The 16,034-nt window shown below is 72.7% G+C and carries 12 protein-coding genes; 7 read left to right on the forward strand and 5 right to left on the reverse strand.

The annotated features are described in order from the left end of the window. The first annotated feature begins 1,787 nt into the window (after positions 1-1,787). Positions 1,788-2,966, forward strand: a complete 1,179-nt coding sequence (gene sucC, locus ACFY5B_RS19135; RefSeq protein ID WP_389970445.1) for an ADP-forming succinate--CoA ligase subunit beta — start codon at positions 1,788-1,790, stop codon at positions 2,964-2,966. A 21-nt stretch (positions 2,967-2,987) separates the two neighbouring features. Continuing rightward, positions 2,988-3,872 (forward strand): succinate--CoA ligase subunit alpha, encoded by an 885-nt coding sequence (sucD, locus tag ACFY5B_RS19140; RefSeq protein ID WP_031132986.1) that lies wholly within the window; start codon positions 2,988-2,990, stop codon positions 3,870-3,872. 301 nt (positions 3,873-4,173) lie between these two features. On the opposite strand, the gene ACFY5B_RS19145 is transcribed toward sucD, so the two are convergent. Beyond that, positions 4,174-5,439 carry a sigma factor-like helix-turn-helix DNA-binding protein gene (locus ACFY5B_RS19145; protein WP_389970448.1) on the reverse strand — a complete coding sequence of 422 codons (1,266 nt, stop codon included), beginning with the start codon at positions 5,437-5,439 and terminating at the stop codon, positions 4,174-4,176. 96 nt (positions 5,440-5,535) lie between these two features. Between ACFY5B_RS19145 and ACFY5B_RS19150 the strand changes: the two genes are divergently transcribed. After that, positions 5,536-7,437 (forward strand): DUF6350 family protein, encoded by a 1,902-nt coding sequence (locus ACFY5B_RS19150; RefSeq protein ID WP_389970451.1) that lies wholly within the window; start codon positions 5,536-5,538, stop codon positions 7,435-7,437. A gap of 4 nt (positions 7,438-7,441) precedes the next feature. On the opposite strand, the gene ACFY5B_RS19155 is transcribed toward ACFY5B_RS19150, so the two are convergent. Beyond that, positions 7,442-8,239 (reverse strand): hypothetical protein, encoded by a 798-nt coding sequence (locus ACFY5B_RS19155; protein WP_389970454.1) that lies wholly within the window; start codon positions 8,237-8,239, stop codon positions 7,442-7,444. 305 nt (positions 8,240-8,544) lie between these two features. Here ACFY5B_RS19155 and purN point away from each other — a divergent pair, with 305 nt between their 5' ends. Together purN and purH are read left to right on the forward strand one after the other, a co-directional pair. Next, positions 8,545-9,183, forward strand: a complete 639-nt coding sequence (gene purN / locus ACFY5B_RS19160; RefSeq protein ID WP_389970457.1) for a phosphoribosylglycinamide formyltransferase — start codon at positions 8,545-8,547, stop codon at positions 9,181-9,183. Then, positions 9,180-10,766, forward strand: a complete 1,587-nt coding sequence (gene purH / locus ACFY5B_RS19165) for a bifunctional phosphoribosylaminoimidazolecarboxamide formyltransferase/IMP cyclohydrolase (RefSeq protein WP_389970460.1) — start codon at positions 9,180-9,182, stop codon at positions 10,764-10,766. The genes purN and purH overlap by 4 nt, the downstream gene beginning before the upstream one ends. A gap of 160 nt (positions 10,767-10,926) precedes the next feature. Here the strand turns inward: purH and ACFY5B_RS19170 are convergent, their stop codons facing one another. From ACFY5B_RS19170 to ACFY5B_RS19180, 3 genes are all read right to left on the reverse strand, one after another. After that, positions 10,927-11,520, reverse strand: a complete 594-nt coding sequence (locus tag ACFY5B_RS19170) for an ALF repeat-containing protein (RefSeq protein ID WP_389970463.1) — start codon at positions 11,518-11,520, stop codon at positions 10,927-10,929. Between the two features lie 214 nt (positions 11,521-11,734). After that, the gene (locus tag ACFY5B_RS19175) at positions 11,735-13,327 is read right to left on the reverse strand and encodes a protein kinase (RefSeq protein ID WP_389970466.1); all 1,593 of its coding nucleotides are present in this window, start codon (positions 13,325-13,327) and stop codon (positions 11,735-11,737) included. A gap of 288 nt (positions 13,328-13,615) precedes the next feature. Further along, positions 13,616-14,194, reverse strand: a complete 579-nt coding sequence (locus ACFY5B_RS19180; RefSeq protein WP_389970469.1) for a hypothetical protein — start codon at positions 14,192-14,194, stop codon at positions 13,616-13,618. Between the two features lie 275 nt (positions 14,195-14,469). Between ACFY5B_RS19180 and ACFY5B_RS19185 the strand changes: the two genes are divergently transcribed. Together ACFY5B_RS19185 and ACFY5B_RS19190 are read left to right on the forward strand one after the other, a co-directional pair. After that, complete coding sequence (locus ACFY5B_RS19185) at positions 14,470-15,324, forward strand: bifunctional methylenetetrahydrofolate dehydrogenase/methenyltetrahydrofolate cyclohydrolase (protein ID WP_351646172.1); 855 nt, start codon at positions 14,470-14,472, stop codon at positions 15,322-15,324. Between the two features lie 70 nt (positions 15,325-15,394). Beyond that, positions 15,395-16,021 (forward strand): DUF3017 domain-containing protein, encoded by a 627-nt coding sequence (locus ACFY5B_RS19190; RefSeq protein ID WP_389970472.1) that lies wholly within the window; start codon positions 15,395-15,397, stop codon positions 16,019-16,021. Positions 16,022-16,034: the final 13 nt, after the last annotated feature.

Genomic DNA, 16,034 nt, shown 5'->3' on the forward strand with positions numbered 1-16,034 from the left:
AAAGGGACATGACGGCCCATCGGTCAGTAAGGGCTTGCGCAACCTCCGCACTCCCGTGCGAGGATCGGCGCCTGCTCGGCCGTGCGGGGTGCCGGCCGGGCGGTACCGCTTCCGTCGCACGGGAGGAAGCCTCCCCTCTTGAGCTGGTCAGCAGCCCTGCCCGGAGCCGCGTTGCGCACGCTGCGCACGGCGGCGGGGCGGCGTGCGCTCCAAGTGGCGCTGCTGGTGGGCGGGTTGCTGCTCATCGGACTGCTGTGGGGGGAGCAGGCCCATGCGGAGAACGGTGTGAACGGTGTGGGGGTGCGGCCGGAGGGGCGAGCCGGTGAGGCGGGGCGAGTTGCGCGCCAGGGGCCGGTGGACGCGAAGGTGAAGGTGTCGCTGTCGCCGTCATCGTCGTCATCGCCGTCGTCGTCCTCGCGGTCGCATCGGCGGGAGCGGCCGTCGCACGTGGAGCGTCCGGAGCCGCCCGGGCCGGTGTCGCACCAGATGGTGCCGGACCTCCCGGCGCTTCCGGGCCTCCTGGCGGTTTCAGACCCCCCGGTCCCGATCGGGTCGCCGGGGCTGCCGGACGCACGGGCGCTGTCCACCCTGCCGGGGCTGCCGGACGCACCGGCGCTGCCCGCCCTGCCCGGGCTACCCGACTCACCCGCGCTGCCCGACCTGCCGCCACTCCCCGGGGACCCCGACATCGAGCTCCCTGGAGCACCCGCTCCACCCGCTCCACCCGCTCCGCCGGCCCCACCAACCCCTGTCACGGCGGCCCCCCAACCGGGCGGGGCATCGGTGCCGGACTCGGCGACCGTGCCCGCGGTTGAAGCCGGCTCCTCGCGGCAGGACCGGAAACCGGACACCCCGGTCGCCGGCCACGAGTCCCACGCCGCTCACGCCGCCCCCGCAGGCCCGAAACCCCACGGCCTCCGCGCCACCCACCTCAGACCTGCCCGCCACGTGGGCCACTCAGATCACCTCGGCCGCCCCAGTCGCCTGAGCCACCCCGGTCACCCGGGATCCTCGCCGCACGCGGGACGTGCCCCGGCCGCCGGTCACTCGTCCGGCGGTCGTCCCGACGGCGTGCTCGGCAACCGGTCCATGGCCGACAGCGGCTCGGCGCGGCACGGCGAGGCTCACGCCGTCACCCCGAGCCCCTGGGCGCCGCTCGCGCTCGGGTCCGCTGCCGGTGTCGGCGCCTCCCCGGCCGCTACCGGGTGCGGTCACCGGGACATCCCCCTCTTCCCCGGCTAGCACGGACGGCCGTCGAGGTCTCCCGCCACGGCCCCGGCCCCGGGCGGAGAGCTCCTCCGGCCGACCGACCCCGCCCGGGGTGCCCCACGGCACCCCTCCCGCTCCCAGTGCTTCACGAGGCGTCACGCCCGGACGGCCGAAAGCCGTCGGCAGTCCGGGCCTAAAACCTCGTGGATGGGTCGAGTGGTTCCCATAGGGGTGGGGACCACGTGACCCGCGGCCCCGAAGAACAGGCCCTGAAGAGGGCCTTCAGACTCCTTCGGGGGCGTCAGGCGGGCCTCACCGGGCCAACCCCAGCCCGGTGAGGCCCCTCACCTCCGGCACGCCGTGTCAGAGAGCGCGGCATCATGTGACAGGTATCACCGCTCAGGTGTGACCCTCGATTTAGAGGCCTCCCGCAAGCAGCGATAACCTGCGAGACGGACATGCCGCGCGCTCGGACACCGTGTGCGCCTCCCTTGTGACAGACAGCGGACGTCACGTTGCCCTCGCGGCACGCCCACGCAGACAACGAACCGCGAGATCACTGATAGGGACGGAAGCGCGTGGACCTGTTCGAGTACCAGGCGAGGGACCTCTTCGCCAAGCACGATGTACCGGTGCTGGCCGGTGAAGTCATCGACACGCCTGAGGCGGCCCGCGCAGCCACCGAGCGCCTCGGTGGCAAGTCCGTCGTCAAGGCCCAGGTGAAGGTCGGCGGCCGCGGCAAGGCCGGCGGCGTGAAGCTCGCCGGCACCCCCGACGAGGCGGTCGAGCACGCGACCAACATCCTCGGCATGGACATCAAGGGCCACACGGTCCACAAGGTGATGATCGCCGAGACGGCCCCGGAGATCGTGGAGGAGTACTACGTCTCCTTCCTCCTGGACCGTGCCAACCGCACCTTCCTCTCCATCGCGTCCGTCGAGGGCGGCATGGAGATCGAGGAGGTGGCGGCCACCCGCCCCGAGGCCGTCGCCAAGACGCCGATCGACGCCAACGAGGGCGTGACCGAGGAGAAGGCCCGCGAGATCGTCGCGGCCGCCAAGTTCCCGGCCGAGGTCGCCGACAAGGTCGTGAACGTCCTGGTCAAGCTGTGGGACACCTTCATCAAGGAGGACGCCCTCCTGGTCGAGGTCAACCCGCTGGCCAAGGTCGCCTCCGGTGACGTCATCGCCCTGGACGGCAAGGTGTCCCTGGACGAGAACGCCGAGTTCCGCCAGCCGGAGCACGAGGCCCTCCAGGACAAGGCCGCGGCCAACCCGCTCGAGGCCGCCGCCAAGGAGAAGAACCTCAACTACGTCAAGCTCGACGGCGAGGTCGGCATCATCGGCAACGGCGCGGGTCTCGTCATGAGCACCCTGGACGTCGTCGCGTACGCCGGTGAGGCGCACGGTGGCGTCAAGCCCGCCAACTTCCTCGACATCGGTGGTGGCGCCTCCGCCGCCGTCATGGCGAACGGCCTGGAGATCATCCTCGGCGACCCGGACGTCAAGTCCGTCTTCGTCAACGTCTTCGGTGGCATCACCGCCTGTGACGAGGTCGCCAACGGCATCGTCCAGGCGCTGCAGCTGCTCGCCGACAAGGGCGAGGAAGTCACCAAGCCCCTCGTCGTCCGTCTGGACGGCAACAACGCCGAGCTGGGTCGCAAGATCCTCTCCGACGCCAACCACCCGCTGGTCCAGCGCGTGGACACCATGGACGGCGCGGCCGACAAGGCCGCCGAGCTCGCGGCTGCGAAGTAAGGGACGAGGGACTAAACAGCCATGGCTATCTTCCTCAACAAGGACAGCAAGGTCATCGTCCAGGGCATGACCGGTGCCACGGGCATGAAGCACACCAAGCTCATGCTGGCCGACGGCACGAACATCGTCGGTGGCGTGAACCCCCGCAAGGCGGGCACGTCCGTCGACATCGACGGCAACGACATCCCGGTCTTCGGCACGGTCGCCGAGGCGATCGAGAAGACGGGCGCCAACGTGTCCGTCCTCTTCGTCCCGCCGGCCTTCGCCAAGGCGGCCGTCGTCGAGGCCATCGACGCCGAGATCCCCCTCGCGGTCGTCATCACCGAGGGCATCGCCGTCCACGACTCGGCCGCGTTCTACGCGTACGCCGTGTCCAAGGGCAACAAGACCCGGATCATCGGCCCGAACTGCCCCGGTCTCATCACGCCGGGCCAGTCCAACGCCGGCATCATCCCGGGCGACATCACCAAGCCGGGCCGCATCGGCCTGGTCTCGAAGTCCGGCACGCTGACGTACCAGATGATGTACGAGCTGCGGGACATCGGCTTCTCCTCCGCCGTCGGCATCGGTGGCGACCCGGTCATCGGCACCACGCACATCGACGCGCTCGCCGCGTTCGAGGCCGACCCCGACACCGACCTGATCGTGATGATCGGTGAGATCGGCGGCGACGCCGAGGAGCGGGCCGCGGCCTTCATCAAGGAGAACGTGAAGAAGCCGGTCGTCGGCTACGTCGCGGGCTTCACCGCGCCCGAGGGCAAGACCATGGGCCACGCCGGCGCCATCGTCTCCGGCTCCTCCGGCACGGCCGCCGCGAAGAAGGAGGCCCTCGAGGCCGCCGGCGTCAAGGTCGGCAAGACCCCGACCGAGACGGCCAAGCTGGCGCGCGCCATTCTCGGCAGCTGAGGACAGCCCCCGGGCTGAACGACGCCGTAGCGCACTGGTGGGCCCGCTCCCTGAGGGGAGCGGGCCCACCGCCGTGTCTGTGCCCCACCGCCACATCCGTGCACCAACCGCCGTGTCGACGCCTCCGCCGCGATATCCGTGCCCCGACCGCCGTCACCGCCCTCACCGCCGTCACCGCCCTCACCGCCCCCGTCCCGGCCGTCACCGCCGTCCCGGCCGTCACCACCGTCCTGGCTGTCACCGCCGTCCCGGCCGTCACCGCCGTCGCGGCCCGTCACCGCCGTCACCGCCGTCACGGCCGTCACCACGGCTGCGGGAGCAATCTGTCCGGTCCCCCCTGCTGTTCCTCGCGCAGCTTGGCGCGCAGTTTCCGCTCCTTCTCGGACAGGGGACCGGGCGCGACGGGCGGTGGTACGCCCTGGACCGTCTCTCCCGGTGGTACCGGCGGCTCGTAGTGGGTGGGGGCCGTGCGGACCGTGAGGGCCGTCGTGCCGATCAGGGCGACCGTGAAGGCGATGGCGGCCCGGGTCCAGAAGGTGGCCCTGCGTTCCCCGCCCCTGCGCACGACCGGCGGTTTGGCGGCCCGCAGTCGCTCGGTGGAGGCCAGTTCGACCAGCCGCCAGTGCAGCGTCTCCGGGTCCGCGAGCTCCGGCAGCCGCTCGGCCAGCGCCTCGCGCGCGTGCACCAGCCGGTTCGCGGCCGCACGGGTGCTGGCCTCCGTCTCCGCCGCCGTCTCCGGCAGGCCGAGTCCGACCCCGTCGTAGAGCACCAGCGTGCGACGGTAGGACGGCGGGAGCTTCAGCAGGGCGCCCATCAGCGCCCGGTCGAAGGCGTCGGACGGCGGCGGTTCGGGGAGCCGGAACCGCGGCCGGAGCCGGTGCCACGGGGAGAGCGCGCACTCGTACGCCATCGCGCGCACCCAGCCCGCCGGGTCGCGGTCGCGGGCCACCTCGGGCCAGCGCTGCCAGGCGATCTGGAAGGCCCGCTCCACCGACACTCTGGCCAGTCCGCGCCGGCCGGTCAGCAGATAGGTCTGCCGGACGAGCGCGGGGGCGCAGAAGACGTACAGCGCGTCGAAGGCCTGATCGGGCGTCAGCGCGGTGACGGCCTCGTCCGGCCGACGCGGCGGCGTCGTACGCGGACGCTCGGCGAGGATGACGCGATGTCCGTGCGGGACGGGGGTGTGGCTCCTGTCGGGGACGGTGACGGGGCCTCGGCCGCGGTCCTTCGCGGCGGGCCGTTTCCGGCCGGTGGCCGCGGCCTTGCGCCGGGCCCGTGCGGACCGTCGCGCGGACGCGGCCCCGGATGACGGTTCCGGGTCGCCGGAGTCGACGGCGCCCTCCTGTGGAGGTGTCATCTCCACCTCGCCGCCCAGTGAGTGGAGCAGCTGCGCGTACTTCTCCCCTTTGCGGCCGCGTGGGGTGGAGCGGCCGGTCTCCCACCCGCGCACCGTCTCGCTGGTCACGCCCACCCGGGAGGCCAGCTGAGCCCGCGTCAGCGAGGCGGCTTCGCGCAGGCGTCGGCGTTCCTTGGGCGGTGGGAGCGGGAGGGCAGGGCTCTGCGTCACAGGGCTCGCCTCCGTCCAGAAAAGTACATAAGCGTATTTTTAGCGACACAGCGAAGGTTCGCCTGTTACGCCGGTAAAGCGCGTGTCGTTGGGAGCATGGCGGTCGTGATCGAGATGACCGCTCGCCGACGTTCGCTGTCACCCCTGCTCACTCGAATGCGCGACCGTTCACCCGGACTGGGCGACGGCTTCATGGGGGGCGCGCTCGCAGCGGGCCTCGGGCTCGCGTCGTTCGCCGTGCTCGTGACGCTGCTGTGGATCAGCTCGCCCTATCCGGACAGCGGGCCCGGTGGCGCGATGCATGTGGCGGCTGCGCTGTGGCTGCTGGCCCATGGTGCCGAGTTGGTCCGCACCGACACGCTCTCCGGCGTCCCCGCTCCCCTCGGCCTGCCGCCCATGCTGCTGCTCGCACTGCCGGTGTGGCTGCTGCACCGGGCGGCGCGGGACGCGACGGACGGCGGGGGAGGGAACGAGGACGACGACGTCGAGGAGGACGCCGAGGGGGTCGCGAATCCGCCCCTGGTCTCCGCCGGCACCGCGTGGGCGGGCGTGGTCCTCGGCTACCTGGCCGTCGCCGTGCCCGCCGCTCTCTATGCCGCGGGCGGTGTGCTGCGGCCGTCGTGGGCGTGGACGGGGGTGTGCGTTCCGCTGGTCGCCGTCGTGGCGGCGGGGGCGGGCGTGTGGTCGGCGTACGGCCGTCCCGGCCGGCCGCTGCGCCGGCTGCTGGGCGTGCTGCCGTCGGGAGCGCACCCGCTGGTGCTCGGTCCGGGCAGGCGCCCGGGCATCGCCGCCCGGGCCGCTGCGGCCGGGGCGGCGGTGCTCCTCGGGGGTGGTGCGCTGCTGGTGGTGGTGTCGCTGGTGGGGCACGGTGCGACGACCCAGGCGGGGTTGCTCCGGCTGACCGAGGGGTGGTCGGGGCGGTTTGCCGTACTGCTGCTGTGCGTGGCCCTCGTCCCGAACGCGGCGGTGTGGGGCGCCGCCTATGCCCTCGGCCCCGGCTTCGCCCTCGGCGTGGGCCATGCGGTCGGCCCGCTGTCCTCGGCACCGGCCCCCTTCCTGCCGCCGTTTCCGCTGCTGGCGGCGGTGCCGGAGGCCGGGGAGGGGACGCCGGTGCACTGGGCGGCCGGGGCGGTGCCGTTGGTCGCCGGGGTGGTCGTGGGCTGGACGGTGGCGAAGGGGGCGGCATCCGGGGAGCGCGGCGGGACACGACCGGGTGGTACGCGGGCCGTGCCATGGTCGGTCGGCCGCACCGCCCGTGCCGCCGCACTGGCGTCGGTCCTGTGCGCGGCCGTGCTCGCGGTACTGGCCGCGCTGTCGGGCGGCCCGCTCGGTTCCGCCGTTCTTTCCCGCTTCGGCCCGGTGTGGTGGCAGGTCGCCACCGCGACGCTGGCCTGGCTGGGCCTGCTGTCGATCCCCACGGCGGTGGGAGCCCGGGCCTGGCGGTGCCGGACGCCCGGGTCGGAGGAGTCGAAGATCGGCGAACAGCGGAAGAAGGCGGGCGAAGGCGCCCGAGAGCAGCGGCGCACCCGGACGGGAGGCGGCCCCGGCTCGTTCACGCGCACCGGAGTAGCGGGGGTCGCGGGGGTGGCCGGGGGCCCGGAAGCCGCAGAGGGCGCCCGGGGAACGAGCCGGACCTGGGATGCAGAAGACCGCGATGGCGCCCCGGTGACCGACGGAACCTCGGCGCCGCACGCCTCGGACCCCACCCCGGACGGGCTTCACGCCCCCTACACGCCTTACGAGTACGACGCTCTGTACGGCCTGCGTGACGCGGACCGCGCCCCGAACCGCGACCGTGACCTGAACCGCGACAGCGACCCGAACCGCGACCGCGGGACGAACCGCGACCGGAGCCGAGACCCGAACCGCGACCGGAACCGCGGGACGGACCGCGAGAAGGACTTCGATCTCTACGACTTCCTGCCGTACGACCCGGGCCCGGACCGGTACGGAACCCCGGGTACGCCCGACCGGTCCTCCCCGCCGGAAAACGGCTGAAGCGTCAGCCGTTCGTCCCCAGGAACCCCCGGAGCTCCTCCGGCAGAAGCTTGGAGCAGGACTGCTTCGCCTCGTTCGTGAGGGCGTCGTTGGTGCACGTGTAGTAGTCGCGGTAGACCAGCTGTGCCGTGAAGGACGCGGCGACCAGGGCGATCGCCAGGGACGCCGTCACCAGGCCGCTCACCGCCGCCGTCGTCTGGGGGCGGCCGCCGCCCTGCTGCTCGGGTGCGGGGGAGTCCGGGTCGGCCTTGCGGGGCCCCGCGCGCAGGGAGCTGATGGCCCAGTAGAGGGCGAGCGCGCCGAGCAGCAGCGCCACGTACGGCCAGCTGAAGAGGGCGAAGAAGAAGGCCCACATGCCTGACAGCAGGGCGTAGCGCGCCCGGCGCTGCGCGGGATCCGTCGGATCCCAGCGCGTGTTCGGGCCACCGCTCTGGGGGCCGCCGCCCTGGCCCTCGGACCCGCTGCGGGGACGCTCACCGAAACCGCCGGGGGAGCGGCCGGGCTGCTGGTCGCTCCACTGGCTGCCCCAGGGGGCGCGGTCACGCCCGCCACCGTCCTGGGCGTCCGGGGAGTCCTCTCCCGACGGGCGTCGCGGCTGCCAGGGCCGGTCAGGCGTGCCCTCGGGCGGCGGGGCGAAGGGGTTGTCCTCCTGGGACCCGCGGCCCCGCCTCTCCCCGCCGTCGCCGCCCGAAGGTGCGTCGGGCGGTGAGCTGGGGCGCTCCCGCAGCAGCACGGCGCCGCGCTCCCCTCCCTGCGGCGACAGCTGGGGGAACGTGAGGAGTCGCAGGCTGCGGTCCGGCATCAAGTGAGCGTCTTCCCGTTGGTGAGGAGGAATGAGTGGACAGGACGGAACGGCGTCGGACCCGGGTCCGTCACCTCCTGAACGCACCACGTCCGGACGTCGTTCCCGAACCGGCTCCGTCCAGACGCTACCTCCCGGCCCAGCCCCCGTCCCGTGGGGGCCGTCCGGTGTGCCGGTATCGTTGCTGACGGTCGGCCGGTTCGTAGGCTTCCCCGTATCCGGGGACGCAACGCATTCGTATGAATGCACAAAGCATCGCGTGCCGGTCACCCTGGACAGACGCTCCCCCGAGAAAGGCCTCCACCGTGGCCGCCAAGCCCGTGGCCCCGCGCGCCAAGCGCCTCGTCGTGCTGGTCTCCGGATCAGGCACCAACCTGCAGGCGCTGCTCGACGAGATCGCCGCCGTCGGCGCGCAGGCGTACGGGGCCGAGGTCGTGGCCGTCGGCGCGGACCGCGAGGGCATCGAGGGGCTGGCGCGTGCCGAGCGCGCGGGGCTGCCCACCTTCGTGTGCAAGGTCAAGGACCACGGCAGCCGGGAGGAGTGGGACGCCGCCCTCGCCGAGGCCGTCGCCGCGTACGAGCCCGACCTCGTCGTCTCCGCCGGGTTCATGAAGATCGTCGGCAAGGAGTTCCTCGCACGGTTCGGCGGGCGGTTCGTCAACACGCACCCCGCCCTGCTGCCCAGTTTCCCGGGAGCCCACGGCGTGCGGGACGCGCTCGCGTACGGCGCCAGGGTCACCGGCTGCACCGTCCACTTCGTCGACGACGGCGTCGACACCGGGCCGATCATCGCGCAGGGCGTGGTGGAGATCCGGGACGAGGACGACGAAGGCGCTCTGCACGAGCGCATCAAGGAAGTCGAGCGAAGGCTGCTCGTCGAGGTCGTGGGGCGCCTCGCCCGCAACGGCTATCGCATTGAGGGACGAAAGGTAGTTATCCAGTGACCGCCGAGAGCAACAAGCGGCCCCTTCGCCGGGCGCTCGTCAGCGTCTACGACAAGACCGGGCTCGAGGACCTCGCGCGCGGACTCCACGAGGCCGGGGTCGAGCTCGTCTCCACCGGCTCCACCGCCGCGAAGATCGCCGCTGCCGGCGTCCCCGTCACCAAGGTCGAGGAGCTCACCGGCTTCCCCGAGTGCCTGGACGGCCGGGTCAAGACGCTGCACCCGCGCGTGCACGCGGGCATCCTCGCCGACCTGCGCCTGGACAGCCACCGCGAGCAGCTCGCCGAGCTGGGTGTCGAGCCGTTCGACCTCGTCGTCGTGAACCTCTACCCGTTCCGCGAGACCGTCGCCTCCGGCGCTTCGCCCGACGAGTGCGTCGAGCAGATCGACATCGGCGGCCCCTCGATGGTCCGCGCCGCCGCCAAGAACCACCCCTCGGTCGCGGTCGTCACCAGCCCGGCCCGCTACGCCGACGTGCTCAAGGCCGTCCAGAACGGCGGCTTCGACCTCGCCACCCGCAAGCGGCTCGCCGCCGAGGCCTTCCAGCACACGGCCGCCTACGACGTAGCAGTCGCCTCCTGGTTCGCCTCCTCCTACGCGCCCGTGGACGAGTCGCAGTTCCCCGACTTCCTCGGCGCGACCTGGGAGCGCGAGCACACCCTGCGCTACGGCGAGAACCCGCACCAGCCCGCGGCCCTCTACGTCTCCACAGCGTCGATGAGCGGCTCCGCCGCGGGCGGCGGCCTCGCCCAGGCCGAGCAGCTGCACGGCAAGGAGATGTCGTACAACAACTACACGGACACGGACGCCGCCCGCCGTGCCGCGTACGACCACGCCGAGCCGTGTGTCGCGATCATCAAGCACGCCAACCCCTGCGGCATCGCCGTCGGCGCGGACGTCGCCGAGGCGCACCGCAAGGCGCACGCCTGCGACCCGCTGTCGGCGTTCGGCGGCGTGATCGCCGTCAACCGCCCGGTCAGCAAGGAGATGGCGGAGCAGGTGGCGGAGATCTTCACCGAGGTCATCGTCGCGCCCGGCTACGAGGAGGGTGCCCTGGAGGCCCTCACCAAGAAGAAGAACATCCGCGTGCTGCGCTGCGCCGACGGGCCCGCAGCCCCCGTCGAGGTCAAGCCCATCGACGGCGGCGCGCTGCTCCAGGTCACCGACCGCCTCCAGGCCGACGGCGACGACCCGGCCAACTGGACGCTGGCGACCGGCGAGGCGCTGAGCGCCGACGAGCTGGCCGAGCTGGCCTTCGCCTGGAAGGCATGCCGCGCGGTGAAGTCCAACGCGATCCTGCTCGCCAAGGACGGTGCCTCGGTGGGCGTCGGCATGGGGCAGGTCAACCGGGTGGACTCCGCGAAGCTGGCCGTCGAGCGGGCCGGTGCCGAGCGCGCCGCGGGCGCGTACGCCGCGTCGGACGCGTTCTTCCCCTTCCCGGACGGCCTGGAGATCCTCACCGCCGCCGGAGTCAAGGCCGTGGTCCAGCCCGGCGGTTCCGTCCGTGACGAGCTGGTCGTCGAGGCCGCGCAGAAGGCCGGCGTCACGATGTACTTCACCGGCACGCGGCACTTCTTCCACTGAGCCGTCGGTGACGGAGCGGGCCGGCGACCACGCCGGCCCGCTCCGTGTATGTCAGCCGCGGGCCACGCGTCAGCCGTCGGCCAAGTGAGAGCCGCAAGTCACGCGCCAGCCGCCGGCCAAGTGCGAGCCGTCGGGTCACACGTCAGCCGTCGGCGTCGCGTCAGCCGTCGACCTCGTACCGTCCGACCTCCAGGAAGTACCGCACCTCCTCCGGAGTGCCGTCGATGACGTCCTCGGCGGCCGCGCGGAGCGCCGCGCTGATCGTCGGGTCGGCCAGCATGCGGGCGATGGCGACGCGATCGTCCTCGGCCTGGGCGAGGCGGTAGCCCGTCTCCAGGAAGGCACGCAGGGCTTCGGGGGTGTTGATGTCGAGGGCCTCGTTGGCTTCGCGCTTGACGCCGCGGCCGGAGTCGGGGTCGCCGATGATGCGGGCGATGGCGACGCGGTCGTCCTCGGCCTGGGCGAGGCGGTAGCCCGTCTTCAGGAACTCGCGCATGTCCTCCACGGTGCCGTCGAGCGCCGCGTTGGCCTCGCGGGCGACGCGGCGGCCCGAGTCCGGGTCGGCCAGGATGCGGACGATGGCGAACCGGAGGTCGTCCAGGGACATCTCGTCCACCGGCGTGCCGTCCGACGGGACCGCCGCCACCGCGGCGGTCGCGGGAGCCGCGCCCGTGGCGAAGGCCGGAGTGGTGAACAGGAGGGCGGGGGCAAGGGCGCCGGCGGCGACGAGCAGGGCACCGCGGGTGAGTCTCATGCGTGAACCTCTCTCCAACTGATGGGAATCGAGAGCATGTTCGCATGTTCCATCCGACCGGTCCGGTCATTTACGACGGTCCGCCACATCACCTGTGACGGTCCGCCACATCACCTGTGACGGCCCACCACATCACCTGTGACGGTCCGCCACATCACCTGTGACGGCCCACCACCTCATCGGTGACGGCACGTCGACGACAGCGACGGTGGGGTCACTTCCGGCCCTCGGGCGCGTACTCCTTCAGGAAGTGGGCGACGCGGTCGGCGTAGGCGCGTACGTCCGGGGGTACGCCGCCCGTCGCGTTCACCGTCCGGTACGACGTGCGGTAGGCGGCGGCGATCAGGACCCGCCGGTCACCGGGCAGGCCCTCGTGCAGGCGCGGGGCGATCCAGCACAGGTAGCGGCCCATCGCCGGGATGGACTCGGCGGGCGGGAAGGGAGGCTGGGGGACCGTCTCGCCGGGGGTGCCGTCCTCGTTCATCCACCAGCGCAGGACGCGCGGCGTCCAGCGGGCGATGCCGTACTCGTTGTGGTCGGGGTCCGAGAGGTCCGGGTCGAAGTCGCTCTCGACCTTCAGCATGGCGGCGATCAGGACCGGGGTGACCTCCTTCTGGTCGCAGTCGTGCGCCGTCTCGACGATCAGCAGCCGGTAGGCGGGCGGAACGCCCCGGTCGGTGCGGAGTTCGGAGGCGCCGTACGCGGCCGCGGAGACGTTCGCGGTCGCGCCGGAGCCGCTGCCGCCGCTGCCGCCGCTGGCCCCGGCACCGGCCCAGACGCTGATGCCGTAGGCGAGGGCGGCCAGGGCCGTCACCGCCCCGGCCAGGACGGCCGCGACGGACCTGCGGCGCGGGCGGTGGCGGGTGGGTCGCAGACGGGGCAGGCGGAAGGCGCGACCGCCCGGGCCGGCGGCCGACGTCACCCGGCGCGCCAGCGCCGCGCCGCCGATGCGCTGCTGGTGCGTCCGGGTCAGGCAGGCGCGCACGATCTCCCGCCAGGCATCGGGCAGTTCGGGTGACAGTCGCAGTTCGTCGGCACCGCGGGCGTACGCCGCGGCCGCGTCGCGGCGGGCGGCCGGGGTGGCCCCGGGCAGTGGGAAGGAGCCGGTGAGCACGAGGTGGGCGAGGACACCGAAGGCCCAGATGTCGGCGGACGGGCGGATGCGGCGGCCGCGCTCGCCGATCTCGGTCCACAGGAGTTCCGGCGGGGTGTAGTCGGGGGTGGAGAAGGCAGGCGTGTAGGCGTGGGTGCCCTCCAGCTCGGCGGCCATGTTGAAGTCGGCGAGGCGCACCGAACCGTCCGCCATGAGCAGCACGTTGGCCGGTTTCAGGTCGCCGTGCACCCAGCCGGCGTCGTGCAGCTGGGCGATGCCCTCGGCGATCTGCGCGAGCAGCGCGGGGCCCGCGGCGGGCCGGGGCGTGGCGGCGAGCAGCGCCGACAGGGAGCCCTCGGCCTTCTCCAGGACGAGGACGGTGGCGCCGTCCAGGCCGGGGCGGGCCGGATCGTCGACCGTCAGCGTCTGGTACATCCGCACCAGCCGCGGATGCCGCAGCCGCCGGTACAGCTCGACCTCCCGCTCGATCAGCTCGCGCAGGTGGGTCAGCCGGCGGGGCGTGGCCGTCCCGGTGGGCAGGAACTTCAGCGCGGCCGTGGGCGGCAGTCGAGTGCCGGTGCCGGTGCCGGAGCCGTCACCGACGCGCCGGGCCGCGTACACACTGCCGAAGGCGCCCGTCGCGATGGGTTCGCGGACCTCCCAGACGCCGACCCGATAGCCCTTGGGCACGGGTACGGCGTACGCCTCGGTCACCGGATCGCCCCGGCCCGGCCGGGCCGGCCGAGGAGCCCGGGGGCGCCGCGTGCGGGTCCGCCGCGGGCGGGTCGTTCACCGGGTGTGATGTCAAGGGGGGTGCGGTTTCGCTCGTCCTCCGTGGTCGGCGGAGGTACCACGACGCTGCTGTACAAGGTGCTCTCCCCGTGCCTGAACAGCTACCACCGTCAGACTAGGGCGACGCACCAGGGCCGTGCCCCCCTCGTACGGGTGAGACACGGCCCTTGAAAGTGATTGGCGTGAACCGGTCCTGTCGACCGGGCCCGCTCAGTAACGGGGGCGGTTGAACCAGGCCTTGCCGTTGGCGTTGCCGACGAACACCGCGACCAGGATGGCCAGGACGGTGTGCACCAGGCCGATGAGGAGGAACGGGTAGATGCCGAGGACCGCCGTGATGATGGCGAAGACCAGGATGGTGACCCGGGCGCCGTTGCCGCCGTTCTTGAACTTCGTCGCCAGGACGGCCGCGAACACCAGCCAGGCCAGGCCGAACACCACGTAGCCCCAGATCAGGCCGGTCGAGTCACCGACCAGGTCCTGAAGGGCGGGGTTGTCCTGCACGGTCGCGTCGTCCTTCGCGGCGTTGATGGCCGCGGCACCGATCCCGAGGATCACCACGGCGACGACCTGCAGACCGACGATGACCCACATCATCACGCGGGCCGCGCTCACCGAGCCGGGCATCGTGGTCGGCGCGGCGGGGCCGCCGTAGGGGGACACCGGAGGGGCCTGCGGGTAGCCGTAACCGGGAGCCTGCCCCTGGTCCTGCGGGTAACCGTAGCCCGGCTGCTGCGGCTGCTGCCCCTGGGGAGCGCCGTAGGGGTTGTTCGGGTCGCCGTAGCTCATGGGGGACTTTCCTCCGTTGGTCCTGGTGCGGGGACGACGCGTGACATCCGCACGGAGGAAAACCTTCAGTATTGCGACCGTCCCCCCGTTGAACTGCCCGCGGCACTTGTCGTGTCATCGTTCTGCACCACTGACCGGCTTGTCCAGCCGCATTCCCGATGTGTTGTGCAAGTGCAACATCGCCGATCATGGGCGGATACGGGACGGGGGAGCCCCCGGTGCCCGGATTGCGGGCGGATTGGAACCGCGGCGGGGTCATCCGCGAGGATGGGGCCATGACCGCCCAGATTCTCGATGGCAAGGCCACCGCAGCCGCGATCAAGTCCGATCTGACCGCCCGCGTGGCGGCGCTGAAGGAGAAGGGCGTCACGCCCGGCCTCGGCACGATCCTGGTCGGGGAAGACCCCGGCAGCCAGAAGTACGTCGCCGGCAAGCACCGCGACTGCGCGCAGGTGGGCATCGCCTCCATCCAGCGCGAACTGCCCGCCACGGCTACCCAGGAGGAGATCGAGGCGGCCGTCCGCGAGCTGAACGAGGACCCGGCCTGCACCGGGTACATCGTGCAACTGCCGCTGCCCAAGGGCATCGACGAGAACCGCATCCTCGAACTGATGGATCCGGACAAGGACGCGGACGGGCTGCACCCGATGAACCTGGGGCGCCTCGTCCTCAACGAGCCCGCCCCGCTGCCGTGCACCCCGAACGGCGTGCTGACGCTGCTGCGCCGCTACGGAGTGGAGATCAAGGGCGCCGAGGTCGTGGTCGTGGGGCGCGGTGTGACCATCGGCCGGCCGATGCCGCTGCTGCTCACCCGCCGCAGCGAGAACGCGACCGTGACCCAGTGCCACACCGGCACCCGTGACCTGTCGGCGCACCTCAAGCGCGCGGACATCATCGTCGCCGCGGCCGGCTCCGCCCACCTGATCCGCGCCGAGGACGTGAAGCCCGGCGCCGCCGTCCTCGACGTCGGCGTCTCGCGCAGCGCCGAGGGCAAGATCGTGGGCGACGTCCACCCCGACGTCGCCGAGGTCGCCGGCTGGATCTCCCCGAACCCCGGCGGAGTCGGCCCGATGACCCGTGCCCAGCTGCTCGTCAACGTGGTCGAGGCGGCGGAGCGCAGTGCCGGCTGAGCACCAGGTCCCGAGCGGGCACAAGGCCCCTGGCGGGCGTGAGGCCGAGACCGGGAACGAGCCGACGAGCGTGCACGAGCCGACGAGCGGGCACGAGCCGACGAGCGGGCACGAGCCGACGAGCGGGCACGATCCCACGGGCGGGCGCACAGCCCCGGACAGGCACGAGGCCCCGGACAGGGACGAGGCCCCGAGCGGGCACGAGGCCCCGAGCGGGCACGAGGCCCCGAGCGGGCACGAGTCGCCGGAGGAGCTCACCGTCCGGGACCCCGTCAGCGCGCCCGACGCCGAGGGGCGGCCGCGGCGCGTCACCCGGCGCTTCCCGCTGTTCACCAAGGACACCGCGCGGCCCGAGGGCGGCGGCCGGGCCGCGCCCCGGGACGCTCCCGCGCCGGCGCGGCAGTGGCCCGTGCTCGCCGTGCTGGGGCTGGCCGGGGTCGGACTGCTGGTGACCGCGTTCGGCCAGTTCCGGCTCGGGACGCTGCTGATCGGCGTCGCCCTGCTGGGCGGTGGCGTGATGCGCTGGCTGCTGCCGGACGTCGGCATGCTCGCCGTCCGCTCCCGCTTCACGGACATCGTCACCTACGCCCTGCTGGGCCTGGTGATCGTCATGCTGGCGCTGATGGCACAGCCGAAGCCGTTGCTGCAGATCCCGTTCCTGAAGGACACCCTGCACTTCACGGTCACCAACGAATGACGAGGACGGCGGT

The organism is Streptomyces sp. NPDC013187 (assembly GCF_042899705.1).
Classification (GTDB): Bacteria; Actinomycetota; Actinomycetes; order Streptomycetales; family Streptomycetaceae; genus Streptomyces; species Streptomyces hawaiiensis_A.